Source organism: Vibrio sp. 10N.239.311.G01, assembly GCF_041465805.1.
GTDB classification, from domain to species: domain Bacteria; phylum Pseudomonadota; class Gammaproteobacteria; order Enterobacterales; family Vibrionaceae; genus Vibrio; species Vibrio crassostreae_C.
This window is the reverse complement of the sequence record NZ_JBFSRM010000024.1, coordinates 19,383-41,266: the sequence shown is the minus strand read 5'-3', so window position 1 is coordinate 41,266 and position 21,884 is coordinate 19,383. Positions and strand designations below refer to the sequence as shown.

At 44.7% G+C, this 21,884-nt stretch carries 21 protein-coding genes and 1 other RNA gene; 10 read left to right on the top strand and 12 right to left on the bottom strand.

The window, feature by feature from the left end; genetic code table 11:
* Nucleotides 1-360: 360 nt before the first annotated feature.
* Entirely contained in the window at nt 361-1,977 is a 1,617-nt protein-coding gene (gene nadB / locus AB6D06_RS17455; protein WP_017059049.1) for an L-aspartate oxidase, read from the top strand.
* Nucleotides 1,978-2,112: 135 nt separating this feature from the next.
* Here nadB and AB6D06_RS17450 read toward each other — a convergent pair whose 3' ends face one another.
* Nucleotides 2,113-2,532: a protein YgfX gene (locus AB6D06_RS17450; protein WP_324295273.1), complete on the bottom strand. Its 420-nt coding sequence runs from the start codon at nt 2,530-2,532 to the stop codon at nt 2,113-2,115.
* Nucleotides 2,480-2,740: a succinate dehydrogenase assembly factor 2 gene (locus tag AB6D06_RS17445; protein WP_004735374.1), complete on the bottom strand. Its 261-nt coding sequence runs from the start codon at nt 2,738-2,740 to the stop codon at nt 2,480-2,482. The genes AB6D06_RS17450 and AB6D06_RS17445 overlap by 53 nt, the downstream gene beginning before the upstream one ends.
* Before the next feature lie 167 nt (nt 2,741-2,907).
* Here AB6D06_RS17445 and ygfZ point away from each other — a divergent pair, with 167 nt between their 5' ends.
* From ygfZ to AB6D06_RS17430, 3 genes are all read left to right on the top strand, one after another.
* Nucleotides 2,908-3,879, top strand: coding sequence for a tRNA-modifying protein YgfZ (gene ygfZ, locus AB6D06_RS17440; RefSeq protein WP_102398276.1), 972 nt, complete (start codon nt 2,908-2,910; stop codon nt 3,877-3,879).
* 4 nt (nt 3,880-3,883) lie between these two features.
* Nucleotides 3,884-4,345: an aminoacyl-tRNA deacylase gene (locus tag AB6D06_RS17435; RefSeq protein ID WP_029235114.1), complete on the top strand. Its 462-nt coding sequence runs from the start codon at nt 3,884-3,886 to the stop codon at nt 4,343-4,345.
* A 557-nt stretch (nt 4,346-4,902) separates the two neighbouring features.
* Nucleotides 4,903-5,109, top strand: a complete 207-nt coding sequence (locus AB6D06_RS17430) for a DUF1107 domain-containing protein (RefSeq protein WP_009847660.1) — start codon at nt 4,903-4,905, stop codon at nt 5,107-5,109.
* Between the two features lie 111 nt (nt 5,110-5,220).
* Here AB6D06_RS17430 and AB6D06_RS17425 read toward each other — a convergent pair whose 3' ends face one another.
* From AB6D06_RS17425 to AB6D06_RS17415, 3 genes are read right to left on the bottom strand one after another with little or no spacing between them, the layout of a single operon-like run.
* Nucleotides 5,221-6,444 (bottom strand): FAD-dependent 2-octaprenylphenol hydroxylase, encoded by a 1,224-nt coding sequence (locus AB6D06_RS17425; protein ID WP_017070456.1) that lies wholly within the window; start codon nt 6,442-6,444, stop codon nt 5,221-5,223.
* Between the two features lie 11 nt (nt 6,445-6,455).
* A complete protein-coding gene (gene ubiH / locus AB6D06_RS17420) occupies nt 6,456-7,634 on the bottom strand; it encodes a 2-octaprenyl-6-methoxyphenyl hydroxylase (RefSeq protein ID WP_372100779.1) in 1,179 nt (392 codons plus the stop codon).
* A 24-nt stretch (nt 7,635-7,658) separates the two neighbouring features.
* The gene (locus AB6D06_RS17415) at nt 7,659-8,234 is read right to left on the bottom strand and encodes a YecA family protein (protein ID WP_010435718.1); all 576 of its coding nucleotides are present in this window, start codon (nt 8,232-8,234) and stop codon (nt 7,659-7,661) included.
* Nucleotides 8,235-8,543: 309 nt separating this feature from the next.
* Between AB6D06_RS17415 and zapA the strand changes: the two genes are divergently transcribed.
* The 5 genes from zapA to serA all read left to right on the top strand — a co-directional run bounded on the left by zapA (nt 8,544) and on the right by serA (nt 11,903).
* A complete protein-coding gene (zapA, locus tag AB6D06_RS17410; RefSeq protein ID WP_004735366.1) occupies nt 8,544-8,852 on the top strand; it encodes a cell division protein ZapA in 309 nt (102 codons plus the stop codon).
* An 11-nt stretch (nt 8,853-8,863) separates the two neighbouring features.
* A non-coding RNA gene (ssrS, locus tag AB6D06_RS17405) (6S RNA) lies at nt 8,864-9,047 on the top strand.
* A 6-nt stretch (nt 9,048-9,053) separates the two neighbouring features.
* Nucleotides 9,054-9,653, top strand: a complete 600-nt coding sequence (locus AB6D06_RS17400) for a 5-formyltetrahydrofolate cyclo-ligase (RefSeq protein ID WP_017059056.1) — start codon at nt 9,054-9,056, stop codon at nt 9,651-9,653.
* Between the two features lie 102 nt (nt 9,654-9,755).
* Entirely contained in the window at nt 9,756-10,412 is a 657-nt protein-coding gene (rpiA, locus tag AB6D06_RS17395) for a ribose-5-phosphate isomerase RpiA (protein WP_048605825.1), read from the top strand.
* 261 nt (nt 10,413-10,673) lie between these two features.
* Nucleotides 10,674-11,903 (top strand): phosphoglycerate dehydrogenase, encoded by a 1,230-nt coding sequence (gene serA, locus AB6D06_RS17390; RefSeq protein ID WP_017059058.1) that lies wholly within the window; start codon nt 10,674-10,676, stop codon nt 11,901-11,903.
* Nucleotides 11,904-12,015: 112 nt separating this feature from the next.
* On the opposite strand, the gene AB6D06_RS17385 is transcribed toward serA, so the two are convergent.
* Nucleotides 12,016-12,729: an oxidative stress defense protein gene (locus AB6D06_RS17385; protein WP_017059059.1), complete on the bottom strand. Its 714-nt coding sequence runs from the start codon at nt 12,727-12,729 to the stop codon at nt 12,016-12,018.
* A gap of 111 nt (nt 12,730-12,840) precedes the next feature.
* The gene (locus AB6D06_RS17380) at nt 12,841-13,737 is read right to left on the bottom strand and encodes a LysR family transcriptional regulator ArgP (protein WP_017066018.1); all 897 of its coding nucleotides are present in this window, start codon (nt 13,735-13,737) and stop codon (nt 12,841-12,843) included.
* Nucleotides 13,738-13,879: 142 nt separating this feature from the next.
* Here AB6D06_RS17380 and AB6D06_RS17375 point away from each other — a divergent pair, with 142 nt between their 5' ends.
* Nucleotides 13,880-14,509: a LysE/ArgO family amino acid transporter gene (locus tag AB6D06_RS17375; RefSeq protein ID WP_017059061.1), complete on the top strand. Its 630-nt coding sequence runs from the start codon at nt 13,880-13,882 to the stop codon at nt 14,507-14,509.
* A 96-nt stretch (nt 14,510-14,605) separates the two neighbouring features.
* Here AB6D06_RS17375 and mscS read toward each other — a convergent pair whose 3' ends face one another.
* The 5 genes from mscS to tkt form a co-directional block, all read right to left on the bottom strand.
* The gene (mscS, locus tag AB6D06_RS17370; RefSeq protein WP_017066019.1) at nt 14,606-15,472 is read right to left on the bottom strand and encodes a small-conductance mechanosensitive channel MscS; all 867 of its coding nucleotides are present in this window, start codon (nt 15,470-15,472) and stop codon (nt 14,606-14,608) included.
* A gap of 377 nt (nt 15,473-15,849) precedes the next feature.
* Complete coding sequence (fbaA, locus tag AB6D06_RS17365) at nt 15,850-16,926, bottom strand: class II fructose-bisphosphate aldolase (RefSeq protein ID WP_010435694.1); 1,077 nt, start codon at nt 16,924-16,926, stop codon at nt 15,850-15,852.
* A gap of 155 nt (nt 16,927-17,081) precedes the next feature.
* On the bottom strand, nt 17,082-18,245 hold the full coding sequence (locus AB6D06_RS17360; RefSeq protein ID WP_017059064.1) for a phosphoglycerate kinase: 1,164 nt from the start codon (nt 18,243-18,245) through the stop codon (nt 17,082-17,084).
* A gap of 166 nt (nt 18,246-18,411) precedes the next feature.
* A complete protein-coding gene (gene epd / locus AB6D06_RS17355; RefSeq protein ID WP_017066020.1) occupies nt 18,412-19,461 on the bottom strand; it encodes an erythrose-4-phosphate dehydrogenase in 1,050 nt (349 codons plus the stop codon).
* A 211-nt stretch (nt 19,462-19,672) separates the two neighbouring features.
* Nucleotides 19,673-21,667: a transketolase gene (tkt, locus tag AB6D06_RS17350; RefSeq protein ID WP_048605833.1), complete on the bottom strand. Its 1,995-nt coding sequence runs from the start codon at nt 21,665-21,667 to the stop codon at nt 19,673-19,675.
* Nucleotides 21,668-21,884 lie beyond the last annotated feature (217 nt).

Below are 21,884 nucleotides of genomic sequence, written 5' to 3'. Positions count from 1 at the left end.
TCACCTTCACAGATATGGGTACTAATTATGCGAAATGTAGTATTGACACCACCGTCTACAAGAGCACTATTGTGACTAAGCCAAATACCGAAAGTTCCAACTTTCTTAAAATTATTTGCCATTATTGTTTCACAATGTGATGTAATAAAAATAGCTATCCCTATCAATTTGGGGAAACTTGAGCAAAAGCAATGGTATTGAGCAATTAAATATTTCTAGATAGCTGTCTATATATTGATTTTGCATAGCGTTTAAGGATGACTCTGGAGAGATTATAACAGTCTTAGCCAAACTCCTAAAACAAGACAAAGTCAATTGAGAGTGGACAACTCGACTATAGCCCGGGATTTAATAAGTTTTATGAACGCAAACCGTGAACATCAGTGTGATGTATTAGTGGTAGGAAGTGGTGCGGCAGGCTTGTCATTAGCCTTACGCGTAGCAGAACATGCAAAAGTAATTGTATTAAGCAAAGGACCACGCAGCGAAGGATCGACGTATTACGCACAAGGTGGTATCGCCGCGGTGTTCGATGAGTCGGACAGTATTGAGTCTCATGTAGAGGATACTCAAATCGCTGGGGCTGGGTTATGCGAAGAAGATACAGTTCAATTCATTGCTGAAAATGCGAAAGAGTGTGTGCAATGGCTGATTGATGGTGGTGTTCCATTTGATAAAGATGAGAACAGCACAGAAGGCCAACCAAAATATCACCTCACTCGTGAGGGTGGCCACAGTCACCGCAGAATTCTGCACGCTGCCGATGCAACTGGCATGGCGATGCAAACCTCACTACAAGATAACGTCAACAACCACCCAAATATCGAGATCTTCGAGCGCCACAATGCGCTGGATTTGATCACGGAAGATAAGATTGGTGGTTCAAAAGACAAGGTGATCGGTGCCTACATTTGGAACCGTAACCAAGAACATGTTGAAACCGTGCGCGCTAAGTTTGTTGTATTAGCAACAGGCGGCGCTTCAAAGGTTTACCAATACACCTCTAACCCAGATGTTTCTTCAGGTGATGGTATTGCTATCGCTTGGCGTGCGGGTTGTCGTGTGGCAAACCTTGAGTTCAACCAGTTCCACCCAACTTGTTTATTCCACCCAGAAGCGCGTAACTTCCTACTAACGGAAGCACTGCGTGGTGAAGGTGCTTACTTGCGTCGTCCAGATGGTTCTCGCTTTATGAAGGACTTCGATGAGCGCGGTGAACTGGCGCCACGTGATGTGGTTGCTCGTGCAATTGACTTCGAAATGAAGCGCTTGGGTGCCGACTGTATGTATGTTGATATCAGCCACAAGCCTGAAGAATTCATCACAGCGCACTTCCCGATGATCCATACTCGCTTGATGGACTTGGGCATCGACATGACCAAAGAGCCGATCCCTATCGTACCAGCCGCTCACTACACGTGTGGTGGTGTCATGGTGAATAAGCAGGGTCAAACCGACCTAACGAACTTGTATGCGATTGGCGAAGTGAGCTACACCGGCTTACACGGTGCAAACCGAATGGCTTCTAACTCACTGCTTGAGTGTGTGGTTTACGCATGGGCAGCAGCAAAAGATATCGTTGAGAACATCGACCAATCTCAACTGTGCGCTGAACTGCCAGCATGGGATGAAAGCCAGGTCACCAACAGTGATGAAGAAGTTATCATTCAACACAACTGGCACGAACTGCGCCTATTCATGTGGGATTACATGGGCATTGTTCGAACGGATAAACGACTAGAGCGAGCATTGCGTCGCATTCAGATGCTGCAACAAGAAACTCATGAGTACTACAGCTACTTCAAGGTTTCGAATAACCTATTAGAACTGCGTAACTTGCTACAAGTGGCAGAACTAATGGTTCGTTGTGCAATGCAACGTAAAGAGAGCCGCGGCCTCCACTACACGTTGGATTACCCTGAACTTGCAGAAGACAGTGGCCCAACGATTCTGACGCCAGAGAAACGCCAATCATAATAATTGGTTAAACGTGCTTAGCGAATTAGCCGTCAGCGGAAAATGATTAAACGAAAGGGAGCCGAGTGCTCCCTTTTCTTTTGTCTAACGCTTTCTTTTATCTAATACTTTCTTTCATCGAATAGTTTGGCTTCTCTAGCGCGCTCGTTGTAAGTTCGCCAGAAAATGGCGATATTCTCGCTCGCAACAGCTGTCCCGCCAAAGCAGTACCGAGTGCCCACATTCAAACTGCAATTTAACGAAGAACTGCGCCCAGATCTTATCAACGGACTTGAGTCGGTAAGTTCGGTCATTGAGTCGAATATCACCATCCTCTCTGTAATCAAAACGCCCATAGACACTATTTAGAATCACATGATTGTTTCTGAACAAGCGGATCATTAAAGCTAAGCAATAAAGGCTGGCGGCAAGTGGAATAGAAGACAGGACGATGAAAAACAAAAGGCACCCAAAAATAGTGCCTTTTGCAAATAATGCGGAATACGAAGGGTTAAGCTGAAGCTTAACGAACCTTGCTGAGGTTGTGTGCGACAATTTTATCAACCATTGATGCATGGCCTAGGTTTTCACTGCGTCCGTGGCCCATTACCCAAGTAAACAAATCTGGATCATCACACTCTAATAGAGAAACAAACTCGCGCTGTTCCTGCTCTTGCAATGAATCAAAACACTCTTCGAAAAATGGCATGATGACTACATCAAGTTCTAACATGCCGCGACGGCAACCCCATTTAATTCGTGCTTTCTGCTCTGCAGTGTACATTGGCTATCCTCACCTATAATTTTTCTTTCTCGGAGTGTAACAAGTCATACGCCCTGCAACTACTATGTGAGTCACAGTCCCTATCTAAGCTCACAAAAAAACCTAGGCTGACAAAGAAACAGAACCGGATTAACATAGAGCCAAATAAAATTCTTAGGAAAGATAAAATGGATTGGAAAAACATATTTCAGCCACTCGCTCATACGCAAAATGAATCGCTTCCAGAACTGATGATGACACACGTATCAGACTGGAGTGCAATTACCATGATAGGCGATGACAAAAAGTCGTACCTACAGGGTCAAGTAACGTGCGATGTCGTCACTCTTCCTAATGATGAATCCACATTAGGCGCGCACTGTGATGCAAAAGGAAAGGTATGGAGTATCTTTCGTTTGTTCCACCACAACGGTGGCTACGCACTCATGCAACCTAAATCAGCGATTGAAGTCGAGCTCGTTGAAATCAAGAAGTACGCGGTGTTCTCTAAGGTCGATATCGAGCAAACGTCTGACGTTGTTATCGGTGTGATGGGTTCGTCAGCTAATCAATACATTGATTCTATTTCAGAAAGCCAAGGTAATGTGCGTGCTATCTCTGGTGGTACAGCGGTTCAAGTTGCAGATAACCGCTGGGCTCTACTTGTGACAGAAGAAGCCGCTGAAGCCTTGGTATCAAACAGCGCTGCGGAGAAAGTATCAGAAACACTTTGGCAATATCATGAAATTCTTGATGCTCAGCCTAACCTATCGAAAGCAGAGCAAAACGAGCACATCCCTCAAGCGCTTAACCTGCAAGCGATTGGCGGTATCAGCTTTTCAAAAGGCTGTTACACAGGTCAAGAAACGGTTGCTCGTGCTAAGTACCGTGGCATGAACAAGCGTGAGATGCGCATTGTGTCGGGCACAACTGCGGACGTGCTGTCGTTAGAAAACCCTATTGAACTGGAACGTAGTGTGGGTGAGAACTGGCGTGGCGCAGGCCGACTATTAAACGTCTATCAATTTGCTGATAACCGAGCGATTGGTTTGATGGTACTGCCAAACAACCTTGATGACGATGTTCAGCTGCGACTGACCGCGCAGCCTGATCAAACATGGAATATCCTGCCACTGCCGTACAGCCTTGACGACGAGTAACCACGTGGAAACGCAGATTACACAATGGCTGGATCAACAGCAGGTGAATTATCGCCTGCTGATGCAAAGCAAGCCAACCACCAGCATTGAAGAAACTGCACAAGAGCGAGGCATCGACGCCTCTCAAATGGTGAAGTGCATCCTGCTCAAGGATATGGGCAACCAGTATGCGTTAGCCTGTACTGCTGGCGATCGCTCTGTCGACCCCAAGAAAGTACGCTCGGTACTGAATTGCCGTCGAATGACCTGCGTGTCGCTCGCTGATGTTGAAGCGATCACCGGTTTTAAAGTGGGTTGTGTTGGTCCGCTCGCTCTCAAGAGACACATGCCGATCATTTTTGATCCTTCCATTCAAAACAACTCGACCGTAACCATTAGCTCCGGCGACCGAATGGCTGGCGTTGCGCTGGATCTCAATGATCTTATGGCGCTATGTGCACCGACCGTCGCGGACATCAGTCGATGATCGTTTAGATCATGCTTCGCAAACTTCATTTTAATATTTCATTGAGTACATTTTTAGTGTGAACCTCGTCATAAGAAGAACACACCATCAATAAATAGTTACTCAAAATAAAAGCATAAGTAGTCACAAAGTTAAATTTGCGTTATTGTAAATTTACTGACTAGCTATTAAGCAAATCAGTGCAAGTGAATCCACTGAGTAACATCAGTATCCACTTTTGTGTAATGCATCTGTGACTATTCGCCCGTTTTAGACGGGCTTTTTTTTGTCCGAAATTTACAATTTGATTACACAAACAAAAAAATCCCGCCTATTCTTATACTTGTAACATTATCACTGCTTAATACTGAACAGAAAAGTTCACGGCAGTTCACTACTCAGTATTATTTTGGGGAGGAGCTCACGTAAAAATAGATATTTACTGAAGAAAGTGCTTAGAACAGCACAAATATCTAATTAACGTCAACGCTACTGCATATAACTCCATGCTTATCACAATTATTATCTCGGAGTTTTTCTATAATATGCAGGCTAGGTAAATATAAGGATAATTAAGAATGAGACTGTTTAAGCGCTATACACCGAGTATGATTGCTAAACATGTAAGTCGACTTTTCAAAGGACGAATCTACATTTACGGCGTAGGAAAATTTGAGTTTGATAACGGTAAGCTAGTGCTACCAGACCGAGCAGAAAAACGTCACTTTCAAACAGTGAAAGAAATAAATAGTGAAATCATGAAACTGCGCTGCGCGTACGCATGACCTGATTATCTACAGAATTAAAAACAAAAAGGGTTGGCATTATGCCAACCCTTTTTTCGTACCAATTTTCGTATCAATGATGATTCGATATACCACCAGAACACTATGTCATTATCGATAAGTCACTGGACGCTTAGCTAAGTCAGGAAGATTGCCAGACAAACCCAGTGCGCGCTTCATGATCTCATCTTTCGCACCCGGTAATTGGCCCGCAAGCTTCATACCAATGCCACGAATCAGCTTCTTAGCTGGGTTATCGCCTTCAAACAGATCTTTAAAGCCCTGCATTGAAGCAATCATTTTCGCCGCCTCTGCTTTTCTCCAGCGCTCGTAGCCGCGAAGATTACGCTTGGTGCCAATGTCTTCACCCGCAGACCATAGCTTTAACAGCTCTTGCGCTAGGCTTGCTGCGTCTAATAGGCCAAGGTTCACGCCCTGCCCTGCTAATGGGTGAATGGTATGAGCAGCATCACCAACCAAAGCCACACGCTCTACCGCAAAGTCACGCGCATAACGCATGCGCAGTGGGAAGGCAAAACGGTCACCAACCACTTCACATAAGCCCAGCTTTGCATCGAACTCAGCTGTTAACTGCTTGTTGAATTCAGCATCCGACATTGATACGAGGTTCTCGGCACGATTTGGTTCCGTAGACCAAACAATCGAGCTCATGTTGCTTGGTTGCATTGGTAGGAATGCCAATGGGCCTTGAGGCGTGAAGATTTGACGAGCAACGCTGTGGTGCGGCTCTGTGGTTTTGATGTTCGCGACAATCGCACTGTGTCCGTAATCCCAATGTGTTAATGGGATATCTTGCTGCTTACGAACCCAAGAGTTTGCGCCGTCTGCTCCAACAACTAACTTAGCTGTCAGTGCTTGACCATTGTCCAATGTTAACCAAGCTTCACTTTCACCAATCGCCATCGTTTTACACGTTGCGGGCATATACAGGCTGACGTTGTCTTGTTTCTTAACCTGATCAAGCAGCGCTAATTGAATCACACGGTTTTCAACGATATGACCAAGATTAGGCTGAGCCAAGCGTGTCGAGTCAAACTCAATACGAGCGAAACTGTCTTGTTCCCACACTTCCATCGCTTGATACGGTGCAGCGCGTCTTTGTTCGATACCTTGCCATGCACCTAGGTTACGAAGAATCACTTCACTAGAACGACTCAACGCGGATACACGCACATCAGGCAACTCACTCAGCCCTTCACTAGGCGCTCTGCCTTCAATGACAGCGATTCTTAGGTCACTGTCTTTTAGGGCAGCAGCAAGCGCTAGGCCAACCATGCCACCACCAACAATCGCGATATCAACACTTTGCATCATTATTTATTACCTTATCTTTCTACTAGGCCAAGCGTATGACGCAAAAGTGGACCTTTAAGTGGTGGAAGGTTATCTATTACGGCTAACCCAAGATTACGCCCAATGCGAGCGGTCATATAATCGTTTGAGAACAGGTGAACTAGGCTTGAAGTCAACGTGATCGTTGCGTCTCGGTCTTGTTCTCTACGCTTTCTAAAGTTAACAAGACCGGTATAACGACCCACGTCATCCAATTGAGAACACAGCTCTTCAGCTAATGAAGCGACGTCACGAATACCGAGGTTAAAACCTTGCCCGGCAATCGGGTGAAGAGTTTGAGCTGCATTACCTATAATCGCGAATCGATGAGAAATATTTTGTTGGCGGTGGCGAAGAATCAATGGGTAGTTAGCACGCTTGCCTACCTTCTTTAATCGGCCAAGTCGCCAACCAAAGTCATTCTGCAACTGCTCAAGAAATTCGTCATCGTTTAAAGCCATAACTTGATGTGCTTGTTCCGGTGACAAACACCAAACCAGCGACAAACGGTTGTCATTCATCGGTAATAGAGCGACGGGCCCATGATGAGTAAAACGCTCAAATGCTCGACCTTGATGGGGTTCACTCGCCACAATATTAGCAATCACAGCGACTTGCTCAAAGTCATGTTCACTCAATGGTATATTCAGTTGCTGGCAACAGGTTGAGATAGCACCATCAGCAGCAACCAATAATTTGGTTGTGACTGTCTTTCCACTTGTCAGTTCAATGGTAGTTAGTGCTTCATCACGTACCACGTTACTGACAGACTCAGGGCAAAGCATCGTAATTGTGGCTTCTGATTCAAGCTTTTGCTGATAGATTCGCCCCACATCCGCCAATTCAACCACATAGCCAAGTGCATCTACCGCAAGCTCTTCACTGTAGATATCTGTCATTCCGGCATGCCCGCGATCCGAAACATGGATATCTTTAATCGGGGTCGCGACCGGAGCGATAGATTGCCATAAGCGCAAAGAATCCAGGATCTGCACTGTGCCATAGGACAAAGCAATCGAACGAGAATCAAACCCTGGATGAGCTTGATGGTTAACCTGATAAGGCTCCACTACCGCAATCGACAAGGAACCTTGACTTAATTGGTTCAGAGCAAGAGCTAACGTAGCCCCTGCCATTGCACCACCAGCAATTACAACATCATACTGAGCCATCATAACCTCAAACCGACAAACGGATTAATGAATGGTTGGAGCCACATCTTCAGATGGGCGAGCACCGAATTCAGCATGAATTGTCAATGCACACGCTTTTACGTGCTCAATAACATGCTCTAGCAACTGTGCTTGCTCTTCTAGATCATCTTCTTCGTCGATACCGAGCTTTGCCATCTCTTCAAGATCAGCTAATGCTTCTTTAGTACCGTCAGACGCTTTGTTTAATTGAGCGCCAACCAGACCTAAACCAGAAATAAAGTGGTTAATCCAGTCAGAAACGCCATCCGCCAAATCAAACAAGCTTGCACTTGCATCTTCATCAGGCAGCAACATAGATAGTTCCATACCTGAACCTGTGATTTCACTGGTCGTTACTTTTAGTGTCGCTTCCGCTAATGTCAAAGCACGATCTGGCCATCCCATACCTTCGTTGGTGTAATCAAAGATAAGTGGTTGCCAGCTTTTATCTGTTAGGTTTAAGCCTCCGCTCAACATACCCGTTAATAAACCATGCATCTCAGCAGGGGTTACGGCTAGACTTGCCGATTGAAGTTCAGTCGCAACCGTTAGGTAGTCAGGTAAAGTAGTTTCGCTCATCAGATAGCTCGCTCAGTTATTCTTTATATCGATAGTTTAATCGTACCACTTCACCCCAATTCTGGTAAGCATCGATCCTGAGCAATTGAAGGATGACTGACTACCAATTGTTCAATTTGCTGAATTACTGTGTGCTCAAGCTCTCATTTACAAACAGTCACTCTGAAAAGCTTGAATCTTAATAGCGGTTTACCTATAGTTTCTCCCTCAGAGGAGATTGCTTCCTCATCGGTACTTGCACTTTTTCTTTTAAAAAAAATGATAAAGAGCAGCAGCCTTAAAAATAGCGCGTTAAAGAGTTCATCCATCATGAGTAATCAAGCGGTAGACGTTGAAATATTAGGAAAACTGACTCGAGTGAATTGTCCCCCAGGGCAAGAAGAGTCATTGATTGCAGCGGCGGCCGATCTTGATAATCGATTGAAAGAGATGGCTGAACGTACTAAGGTAACCAATGAAGTGAAGCTGCTGACTATCGCAGCTCTGAATATTTGCTACGAATTACAAACCAAGAAGTTTGAAGCAAATGATGAACAAAACGCACTGACCGAGCGAATGGAACAGCTCACGACATCACTTTCAGATGTCCTCAGTAAAGTTAAGCACGGACAGCAATAGCGTACACAAAATTTACCCTGGAGTGTTTGTCAGAGGATTCACGTCCCCGAGCCGATAAGCAATCCCTAAGGGTTAGTACTTGAGTGCTATTGAGCATGCTCGGCCCGACCGAGAAGCCTACGGTAATCATTGCTGATCCGCCTTGAACTCGCTGGTTCAAGGGCCATCTATTCTCAACGGCACTTTGGGGTATCCCTTCTTATGAAGACGCTCACACGCAGCGAATTTCGCAAACAGATCCGTATCAAACGCAATGCCTTATCTGGCGACCAACAAACTCAATCCGGTATCGACTTAGTTAAGCAGTGCATGCAGCTTGATGAAATTCAGTCTGCTCAGCATATTGCCCTCTATATCTCTATCGATGGCGAACTCGATACTCAGCCTTTAATCGAATGGTTATGGGCGCAAGGTAAGCAAACTTATTTACCAGTATTGCACCCCTTCTCTGCCGGGCACCTGCTGTTTTTACACTACTCGCCAACCACACCGACGGTCTTGAATAAGTACGGTATTGTCGAACCTCAGCTCAATCAAATGCTGGTTAAACCTTGTCAGCAACTCGACCTTATTCTTACGCCCCTTGTCGGCTTTGACTCCCATGGCCATCGTTTAGGTATGGGCGGCGGATATTACGATCGCACCTTGGCAAAGTGGTTCGAGACGGGCGAAGGTGCAGCTCCTATTGGTTTGGCTCATGATTGCCAACATGTTGATACGCTACCGATTGAAGAATGGGACATTCCGTTACCTAAAATCGTGACTCCGAGTAAAACTTGGCAATGGGAAAACAACCATTAAAGCGCTATAATCGCGCCGCAAACGTTAACCTCGATATATAAACGTTAACTTCAATACGCGAACGATTAATTCAAAGCGCAAGACCTTATTCAGGAGAATGGCATGACTCAAGATGAAATGAAAAAAGCAGCTGGCTGGGCAGCACTTCAATATGTTGAAGAAGGCAGCATTGTAGGTGTAGGTACTGGCTCTACAGTAAATCACTTCATCGACGCACTTGGCACAATGAAAGACAAAATCAAAGGTGCGGTTTCAAGCTCTGTAGCCTCTACTGAAAAACTAGAAGCACTAGAAATCAAAGTATTTGAGTGCAACGACGTATTCAAACTAGACATCTATGTTGATGGCGCAGACGAGATTAACGCTTCACGCGATATGATCAAAGGCGGCGGCGCTGCTTTGACTCGTGAAAAAATCGTAGCGGCTATCTCTGATAAGTTTGTGTGTATTGTTGACGGCACTAAAGCAGTTGATGTGTTGGGTAAATTCCCACTGCCTGTTGAAGTAATCCCAATGGCACGTTCATACGTGGCACGTGAGTTGGTTAAGCTTGGTGGTGACCCAGTTTACCGCGAAGGCTGCACAACCGATAACGGCAACGTGATCCTAGATGTGTACGGCATGGCGATCGAAAACCCGAAACAACTAGAAGATATCATCAATGGTATAGCTGGTGTGGTGACGGTTGGTCTGTTCGCTCACCGTGGTGCTGATGTGGTTATCACCGGCACGCCTGAAGGTGCAAAAATCGAAGAATAAATAATAGAAGATTGAGTTTTTCTGTTACTTCATTACATACGGTGCCCTAGGGCGCCGTTTTTTTTGCTTTATTGCTGTAAAATTATGTCTTATTCCGTAATTTTCTTACCCAAAACATTTTTTTTTTGTTACTTTATTGTTCAGAAGACGCACAGGGAAAACGTTTGTCTCCTAACAAAGTGGTGAATTTGTTCCCCTTTCAGCCATTTTGTAGCACGTGCGCCGCATTTGCCCAACCTTTCCATTTTAAGGACGAGAACAATGGCCAAAGTTTCACTGGAAAAAGAAAAAATTAAAATTCTACTTCTAGAAGGTCTTCACCCTTCTTCTGTAGAAGTACTGCAAGCCGCTGGTTACACAAACATTGAGTACCACAAAGGCTCGCTACCGGAAGATGAACTTCTTGAAGCAGTAAAAGATGCTCATTTCATTGGTATTCGTTCTCGCACTAATATCTCCCAAGAAGTTATTGATGCAGCTGAAAAGCTGGTTGCCGTCGGTTGTTTCTGTATTGGTACTAACCAAGTCAACCTTCAAGCAGCAGCAAAACGCGGTATCCCTGTGTTCAACGCACCGTTCTCAAACACTCGAAGCGTTGCTGAGCTCGTTCTTGGTCAGGTTCTATTGCTACTACGTGGCATTCCAGAAAAGAACGCGCTTGCACACCGTGGCATCTGGAAAAAGAGTGCCGACAACTCTTACGAAGCCCGTGGTAAGCGTTTAGGTATTATTGGCTACGGTCACATCGGTACTCAACTGGGTATTATTGCTGAAAACCTTGGCATGCGTGTTTACTTCTACGACATTGAAAACAAACTGTCTCTGGGTAACGCAACGCAAGTTCATACCATGACGGAATTACTGAACAAGTGTGACGTAATCTCTTTGCATGTACCTGAAACCAACGAAACAAAAGACATGATGGGTAAAGAAGAGTTCGAGCGCATGAAGCCTGGTTCTATCTTTATCAACGCAGCTCGTGGCACGGTAGTCGATATTCCTGCTCTGTGTGGCGCTCTGGAGTCTGGACACCTTGCAGGTGCGGCTATTGATGTTTTCCCAACAGAACCAAAAACCAATGCAGACCCGTTTGAGTCTCCATTAATGCAGTTCGATAACGTGATCCTAACGCCTCACGTGGGTGGTTCAACTCAAGAAGCACAAGAGAACATTGGTGTTGAAGTTGCTGGTAAGCTAGCGAAATACTCTGATAACGGCTCTACGCTATCAAGTGTTAACTTCCCTGAGGTATCACTACCACTGCATACTGGAACGTCTCGTTTATTACACATTCACGAAAACCGCCCAGGCATCCTAACTCAGATCAACACCATCTTCGCTGAGGAAGGGATCAACATCGCGGGTCAATACCTACAGACTGCGGCTGATATGGGTTATGTCGTTATCGATGTAGAAGCCGATCGCTCTGAAGAAGCACTGCTTAAACTGAAAGAGATCGAAGGCACAATCCGTGCTCGTCTTCTTCACTAATCATCGCACTCAAAATGCATAAAAAAGGCTCTCATCATGAGAGCCTTTTTAGCATTTGGCCTATCGTAGGTAATTAGGTCGTCATGATCCAAAACCTTCTATAGCACTGTCATTACTCTTCGATCTGGTAGATCACATTCACGCGATCACGAATGGTGATTGTTGAGTCTTCATAAGAGTTCGATTCTGTTCTTGCATCCATCGCCATTGAACGCATGAGTACTGGCTGAGAAGATTGGGCGTTGTAATCCACGCGCCATACATCACCTAACTCGCGCTCAAAACCACTCGCCAATGATTTAGCTTTTGATGTCGCATCTTTAATGGCTTCTAAGCGCGCTTGCTCTTGATACTTAGCTTGGTCGCGAACTTGCAGTTGGATGTTGTCGATCTGATTAATGCCTTCTCCAATCGCAATATCCATGTACTCATTAAGATTAGCTAGCTCAGTCACTTGAACGGTCACATTACGTGAGGCGCGGTAGCCAACCAGTTCCGGTTTGCCATCTTTCGGGTAATGATATTGAGGAGATAAATACAGGTTAGAGCTGTGTACACTCGCCTCATCAACACCAGCTTGATGTAGCTTGTTTAGAAAGCCTGTCACGACTTTATCAACGGTATTTTTAGCCTGTTCAGCAGTCATCGTCGATTCCACGACTCTCACAGAGAATGTCGCCATATCAGGTGTAGCGATCACTTCACCATAGCCTGTCGTTGAAATATGAGGAAAGGATGGAGAGTCAGCCAATGATGGAAAACTCACAGCACTCAACGCCGCAGTAAGAGTAAGAGACGTTGCTAACATCTTTGGTACAAGCTTCATTAGGTATGACCTATGCTAAACAAATGTCCTTTCATCATAGAGCAATTTATCGTTTAGCCAATCCAGAGCACACACTTCTAACAGAACTTTGACGCTGAAAAAACCAACAGTTTACTGAGGTAAGTGATTGTGAGCAAAACTCAATATTGCTTGGGATACCTCTTTTAATACTCCGCTCTCAAGCTGCCAATGGTGCCAATAGATGCGATAAGAGAGCAGAGAGCCAGGGGTAATATCAATCAGAGCACCAGACTCGAGCTCATCGATAATCTGTAATCGGGGGATCAAGCAATAGGCTACACCCGATAATGCCAAGCGCACAAATGCTTCTGAACTGCCGACTGTATGATTGATCACACTGTCTCTCGGGACGTTAAAATGATCATGCAGAAACTTCTTATGCAGATCATCGTATTGATCATAGGAAACCGCAGGTGCTTTGCTTAAGGTGGCGTAGTTTACGCCCTCTGCAAAGTAACGCTGATGAAAGTCAGGGCTAGCCACGCACACATAATCCATCCTACCGAGATAGTCAGCACTGCAGCCAGGAATCGCTTGAGACTCCAAACTGATTGCACCGGCCACCTCGCCACTTTTAATCTTTTCAATGGTTCTCGACTCACCATGAATCGCGAGGTTCAACTCGACTTGGCGAGACTTAATCACATCCGACAAAGCTGGTAGCAACCATGTCGCCAAACTATCAGCGTTGGTGGCTATGGATATCGATAGTGGTTGATTACCCTCTTCATTCATCAACTCAGGCACAAGCTCGTGCTCTAACAAACGAACACGGCGATATAAGCCCAGTAGTTTTTTACCCGCAGGCGTTGGCCTAGGCGGGCTTTCTCTCACCAAGGCTGGCTGAGCCAACCACTTTTCCAGCTGTTTGATGCGTTGAGATACCGCCGACTGGGAGATATATAACTGCTCAGCAGCCCTTTCGAAACTACGTTGTTTTACTACAGCATCCAGTGCTTCAATCCATTTATAATCCAATCCGCGCATCAATTTGCTTCCTTTTTAAGCTAACTCATCACCACATTAGCAACTCTAATAATGGATTAAAATCATTAATTATACTTATTTAAAGGGTCAGAGTATCTTCGCCATATAGCACGTAAATATCGTTAAATAAGTGGAGGTTAAAATGAGTTTTTGGGTTTTATTACAAGGTTTTGGTCTAGGGGCAAGTATGATTATCCCTATTGGCGCTCAGAATGCGTACGTCCTAAATCAAGGGATAAAACGCAATCATCATTTAACGACAGCAACGATTTGTAGCCTGCTCGATACTCTGTTTATCTCATTAGGCATTTTTGGCGGCGGAGCGATCTTGTCGCAAAATGAATTACTGCTTACCTCAGTGACACTAGGTGGCATCGCTTTTCTGACTGTGTATGGTTTGCTCTCACTACGCAGTGCATTCAAAGTGCGCACCAGTGATGAGTCGAAAGGTGAGATATTAGCGCGTGGCAAGCGCACCGTTATTTTAGGGGCATTGGCAGTAACAGTATTAAACCCACATCTCTATTTGGATACCGTGGTAATTCTTGGATCCATTGGTGGGCAATTTGAAGGCAACGACAGAATTGCATTTGCTATGGGGACTATATTGGCTTCGTTCGTCTGGTTCTATTCTTTGTCATTAGGCGCTGCAAAACTAGGCCCGACGCTATCTAAACCTAAGGTTAAGAAAGGCATTGATATCGCAGTCGCAACCATGATGTTCGCCATAGCAACGGTGCTTACCGATGGACTTATTGAGCAATACTGGTAAATCTATTTAGCTTCATGAAACCAACAAAAAAGGCGGATAACCTAAGTTATCCGCCTTTCCTTATAAAAGCTTATAGTTATAAAAACTAACTAGGAATTAAGCTTCTACTTTATTCATGTGTACATCCATTTGCGGGAATGGAATTTCGATACCCTCGTTATCCAAGCCTTCTTTGATTGCTTGCATCAGGTCGAAATAAACATTCCAGTAGTCAGCAGTGCTAACCCATGGACGAACAACGAAGTTAACTGAAGAATCAGCAAGCGTATGAACACCAACTTGAACGCCAGGTTCTTTCAGTACACGCTCATCAGATTCACAGATCTTAGTCAGTAGCGCTTTTGCCTTCTGAAGATCAGCGTTGTAAGAAACACCAATCATTAGATCAATACGGCGCGTCGCATGACGAGAATAGTTTGTGATTGGGCTGCCGATAACGCTACCGTTAGGTACTACAACCATTTTGTTGTCTGGCGTTGTTAGAACCGTTTGGAAGATTTGAATAGAATCAACTGAACCTGCCACACCACCAATTTCCACATAGTCACCAGACTTAAATGGACGGAATGCAACGATAAGTACACCAGCAGCAAAGTTAGATAGTGAGCCTTGTAGTGCAAGACCAACGGCTAAACCAGCCGCACCAATAACAGCAACTACAGATGCCGTTTGAACACCTAAACGACCAAGTGCAGCAATTAAAACAATCACAAACAACAAGTAACGAACTAAACCATGGACGAACTCCACAACTGCTTGGTCCATTTTCTTCTTCTGAAGAACCTTAGACACGCTATTCGCTACTGCTTTAACAATAAGGTTACCAATAAATAGAATTATCAGTGCTGAAATGATATTTACGCCATATTGGATAAATAAATCTGAATTATTTGTTAACCACTGCTCTGCTTGAGACAAACCATCCACAAGTGGAGTCTCAATCGCTGTCGAACTATCAGCCATAATGTGCATCCTCTATATAATATGCTATGGGCTAAACTGCCTTAAGCCTCATTTACTCTGCAATATAATAAACAGTGTAATTACCGTTAAGTCATTGTGTTAAAAGTAAATTAAAGCCAAGTCCTTTTTATAAACTGAACCAAGTTCAGTTTTTCGGCACGATATCCTATCTTTGACAGATTGCAAAGTCATATTTATGTAAGCTTTTGAATTATTAAAACTTACCGATAAACACAAATACCGATAACTAAAAGACTACGAAATTTATTCACCGCACGCTAGGTTTTTCACATATTTAGTACAAGTTTTTATCAGATATAAAAAAACCCGCTCAATGAGCGGGTTTTTAAAACTTAAAGAGTACTTAATTCAAAGAATTATAGTACGTCTACAGCGTTAAGGTCAGCAAATGCTTTCTCTAGACGAGCAACCATTGAAGCTTGACCAGCACGTAGCCATACGCGTGGATCGTAGTACTTCTTGTTTGGAGCAGCTTCGCCAGTTGGGTTGCCGATTTGACCTTGTAGGAAATCGAAGTTGTCAGCAGAGTACTGACGGATACCGTCCCAAGTTGCCCACTGTGTATCAGTATCGATGTTCATTTTGATAACACCGTAGCCGATAGACTCTTGGATTTCTGCTTCAGAAGAACCAGAACCACCGTGGAATACGAAGTTTAGAGCGTTAGGTGCGATACCGAACTTCTCTGCACAGTATGCTTGAGAGTCACGTAGGATAGTTGGAGTAAGTACAACGTTACCAGCTTGGTAAACACCGTGTACGTTACCGAAAGATGCAGCGATAGTGAAACGTGGGCTAACAGCCATTAGTTTCTCGTAAGCGTATGCTACGTCTTCTGGAGAAGTGTAAAGCTCAGATGCGTCCATATCAGAGTTATCAACGCCGTCTTCTTCACCACCAGTACAACCAAGTTCGATCTCGATTGTCATGTTCATTTTAGCCATGCGCTCTAGGTACTTAGCACATGTTTCGATGTTCTCTTCTAGAGACTCTTCAGAAAGGTCTAGCATGTGAGAAGAGAATAGAGGCTTACCAGTTTGTGCGAAGAACTCTTCACCAGCGTCTAGTAGACCGTCGATCCATGGAAGAAGTTTCTTAGCAGCGTGGTCAGTGTGCAGGATAACTGGAACACCGTAAGCTTCAGCTACAGCGTGTACGTATTTTGCACCAGCTACAGCGCCAAGAACTTGTGCGCCTTGACCTTCAAGTTTAACGCCTTTACCTGCGAAGAATGCAGCGCCGCCGTTAGAGAACTGAACAACTACTGGAGCTTTAACTTTAGCAGCTGCTTCTAGTACTGCGTTTACAGAGTCAGTACCAACAACGTTTACAGCAGGAAGAGCAAATTTGTTTTCTTTTGCTACTTCAAATACTTTCTGTACGTCATCGCCAGAAATCACACCAGGTTTTACAAAATCGAAGATCTTAGACATGGAAATAGTCCTATTTATTCTATCGTTTTAAGATTAAAAAACTTAAGTTTAAAAACTTGCAATCGTTTGCTCACAACTTATGCCATTCTAGCAAAAAAGTGTGATATGCAGCAAACGTTAAAAGGCGAGATTCACATCTCGCCTTTCTAAATCAATTATGCTTTAGCACGCTCTTCAAGCATTGCTACTGCAGGAAGTACTTTACCTTCAACGAATTCAAGGAAAGCGCCACCGCCAGTAGAGATGTAAGAAACGTCAGCTTTGATACCGAACTTATCGATAGCTGCTAGCGTGTCACCACCACCTGCTACAGAGAAACCTGCAGACTCAGCGATTGCTTTAGAGATACCAGCTGTACCCGCTTCGAAGTTCTTGAATTCGAATACGCCTACAGGGCCGTTCCAAAGGATTGTTTTCGCGTTGCCGATGATTTCAGCTAGTGCCGCAGTTGAATCTGGACCAAGGTCGAAGATCATGTCGTCGTCTTGAACTTCAGAAACGTGCTTGATTTCAGCTTCTGCGTTTTCGTCGAATGCTTTAGCACATGCAACGTCAGTTGCTACTGGGATAGCACACTCTTTCATTAGCTTTTGAGCCGTTTCAACTAGGTCAGCTTCGTATAGAGACTTACCTACGTTGTGGCCTTCAGCAGCGATGAATGTGTTCGCGATACCACCACCAACAACAAGCTGGTCAGCAATTTTAGAAAGAGATTCTAGAACGGTTAGTTTAGTAGAAACTTTAGAACCACCAACGATAGCCACTAGTGGGCGAGCTGGGTTGTCCATTGCTTTACCAAGCGCTTCAAGCTCAGCAGCTAGAAGAGGGCCAGCACATGCTACAGGAGCGTAAGTACCAACGCCGTGTGTAGAAGCTTGAGCACGGTGAGCTGTACCGAATGCATCCATTACAAAGATGTCACATAGTGCAGCGTATTGCTTAGAAAGTGCTTCTTCGTTCTTCTTCTCGCCTTTGTTGAAACGAACGTTTTCAAGAACAACAAGTTCACCAGCGTTTAGCTCTAGGCCGTTTACGTAATCTTTAGCTAGTTTAACTTCGCAGTCTAGTGCGTCGTTTAGGTAGTTAACTACAGGAGCTAGAGAGAACTCTTCGTTGTATTCGCCTTCAGTAGGACGACCAAGGTGAGAAGTAACCATTACCTTTGCGCCAGCTTCTAGGCAAAGTTTGATAGTTGGTAGAGATGCAAGGATACGTGCATCTGAAGTTACTTTACCGTCTTTTACTGGTACGTTTAGGTCAGCACGGATAAATACGCGTTTACCTGCAAGTTCCAGGTCAGTCATCTTGATCACAGACATGATTTGTCCTCTCAAATTTAAATAAATATAAAGTTTTGGAAACTCAGCAACCCTGCTAAGCCTATAAATTATTCAACTGGTAATTCTTTCACTACTAATAATATGTGGACTCTTAGTATTTATTTCAAGCTAAAAAATAAATAATCCGCACATTTGCTTCTAGGTCTTACTTCTTGCCTTCAGAAGCTTGCATTGCAAGAACCGTATCCAGCATTCGGTTCGCAAAGCCCCATTCATTGTCACACCACACTAGCATTTTAACTAAGTGGCCGTTGCTCACTCGAGTTTGTGAACCATCAACGATTGCGCTATGGGGATCGTGATTAAAGTCGATGGAAACCAGCGGCGCTTCAGTATAGTCAACTATATTGTGTAATGTACACTGGGATGCATTAACAATGGTTTGATTTACGTCATTAACTTTCACATTTGCATTAATTGTGACACTTAAATCCATCGCTGTTACGTTTACCGTCGGCACACGCACAGATATAGCTTCAAATTTGTTGGAAAATTTCGGGAAGATTCTTTCAATACCTTTATGCAACTTGGTATCGACAGGAATGATCGATTGGCTTGCCGCTCGAGTACGACGCAAATCGCTGTGGTACGCATCGATAACTTGTTGATCATTCATTGAAGAGTGAATAGTTGTAATAGTACCGGACTCAATGCCAAAGGCGTCATCAAGAACCTTAATGATAGGAACAATACAGTTGGTGGTGCATGAACCATTGGAAACGATTCGGTGGCCCGCTTCAATGGTATCGTGATTCACACCATAGATAATGGTGTTATCGAGGTCATTGGCACCAGGGTGAGAAAACAGTACCTTTTTTGCCCCAGCAGCAATGTGCGCTAGGCCGTCATCTCGGCAACCATAAACACCGGTACAGTCGAGAACAATATCCACTTCTAGGTCACGCCAAGGCAACAGCTCAATATCAGCAAGATGTAAGATACGAATGGTATCGAACTCACCTTTATCTTCCGCACCAATGCCGTGATGGACATAGATGTGCTCTTGATCGTTGGAGATTTTCTTGCCGAAGCGGCCGTGACTAGTGTCGTACTGCAATAGATGAGCCATAGCGTCAGGCTGAGCAAGCTCATTAACAGCTACTACTTTGATTTGTTGGCTTTTGCCACTTTCATAGACAGCGCGTAATACATTACGCCCTATTCTTCCAAATCCGTTTATCGCGACTTTTAGCATATTTCCGTACATCTAACCAAAATTTCGTGCAACAGATGATAACTGAATCCTACCCAAAAGGCATTACTTGAATAACCCCGTTTAGTTAGGACAGGTTAATCTGTTGCTTGTAGAGATAAGCCTAGAAGAAACAAATCCCAGATACAAAAAACCGAGCTCAGCGCTCGGTTTTTCCTTCATTTAACTGTTAGCACAGGCCATCAGTCAATGATTAAGCAAGAAGCTCTTTCGCTGTGTTTACTACGTTTTCAGTAGTGAAACCGAACATCTTGAATAGCTCACCTGCTGGTGCAGATTCGCCGAACGTTGTCATACCGATGATCTTGCCACCGAAGCCAACGTATTTGTACCAGAAGTCAGCGATGCCAGCTTCTACTGCGATACGCGCTGTAACATCAGATGGAAGTACAGACTCACGGTATTCAGCGTCTTGCTTGTCGAATGCGTCAGTTGCAGGCATAGATACTACGCGTACAGCTTTACCTTCAGCGGTTAGTTGTGCAGCAGCTTCAACTGCAAGCTCAACTTCAGAACCAGTTGCAATGATGATTAGCTCTGGCTTGCCTTCACAATCTTTCAGGATGTAACCACCCTTAGCGATGTTAGCAACTTGCTCAGCATTACGATCTTGTTGTGCAAGGTTTTGACGAGAGAAGATTAGAGATGAAGGACCATCTTTACGCTCAATAGCCAGTTTCCAAGCCACTGCAGATTCAACTTGGTCACATGGACGCCATGTGCTCATGTTTGGAGTCAGACGTAGAGAAGCGATCTGCTCAACCGGTTGGTGAGTAGGGCCATCTTCGCCTAAGCCGATAGAATCGTGCGTGTAAACTTGGATGTTCTGAACTTTCATCAGAGCAGCCATACGCATTGCGTTACGCGCGTATTCCATGAACATTAGGAACGTTGCGCCGTATGGCACGAAACCACCGTGCAGAGCGATACCGTTCATGATAGCCGTCATACCGAATTCACGTACACCGTAATGGATGTAGTTACCAGAAAAGTCAGTTGCTTCAAGAGACTTAGAACCAGACCACATAGTCAGGTTAGAAGGCGCAAGGTCAGCAGAGCCGCCCATGAATTCTGGAAGCATTTGACCAAACGCTTCTAGTGCGTTTTGAGATGCTTTACGTGAAGCGATGTTTGCTGGGTTAGCTTGAAGATCAGCAATGATTGCGTTTGCTTTCTCTTCCCACTCAGCGGGTAGCTCGCCGTTAGTACGACGTTTGAATTCAGCTGCTAGCTCTGGGTAAGCCGCTGCGTATGCGTCAAACTTCGCGTTCCACGCTGCTTCTTTCGCTGCGCCTGCTTCTTTCGCATTCCACTCAGCTGCGATATCTGCTGGGATTTCGAAAGGACCGTGTTCCCAACCCAATGCTGCTTTAGTTGCTGTGATTTCATCAGCGCCTAGTGGAGCACCGTGACAGTCATGCGTACCCGCTTTGTTTGGAGAACCAAAACCGATGATAGTTTTAGTACAGATAAGCGTTGGACGAGGATCCGCTTTAGCCGCTTCAATCGCTGCGTTGATAGCATCAGAGTCGTGACCATCTACTGCTGGGATTACGTGCCAACCGTATGCTTCAAAACGCTTAGGTGTATCGTCAGAGAACCAACCTTCAACTTCACCATCGATAGAGATGCCGTTGTCATCCCAGAAAGCAACCAGCTTACCAAGACCTAGCGTACCTGCTAGAGAACATGCTTCGTGAGAGATACCTTCCATCAGACAGCCATCACCCATGAATGCATAAGTGTAGTGGTCTACGATGTCGTGGCCTTCTTTGTTGAACTGTGCCGCCAGTGCTTTCTCAGCCATTGCCATACCAACAGCGTTAGTGATGCCTTGACCTAGAGGACCAGTCGTTGTTTCGATACCAGGAGCGTAACCGTACTCAGGGTGACCTGGAGTCTTAGAGTGCAGTTGACGGAAGTTTTTCAGGTCTTCAATTGAAAGCTCGTAACCTGCAAGGTGAAGCAGAGAATAAATCAACATTGAACCATGGCCGTTAGACAGGATAAAACGGTCGCGGTCAGCCCATTCTGGGTTTGCTGGGTTGTGGTTCAAGTGGCCACGCCAAAGAACCTCAGCGATGTCAGCCATGCCCATAGGTGCGCCTGGGTGGCCTGAATTTGCTTGTTGAACACCGTCCATGCTAAGTGCGCGGATTGCATTGGCTAGATCTTTACGAGAAGGCATGTCTGCTCCTGGATACATAAGCGATTTAAAAAAGAGATAATTGCTAAAGTTTTCATTTTTATTAGCGCGGGTATTCTCTCAAACGACTATTGCGACTGCAAACGTTTTACTGGCATTTTAACGGTCATTTTTCGCAATTTTCGAACATTTACATCACTTGGCAGTGGCTTATCTCGATCGATACGCAAACGATTAGTTATGACATATCATAAAAAAG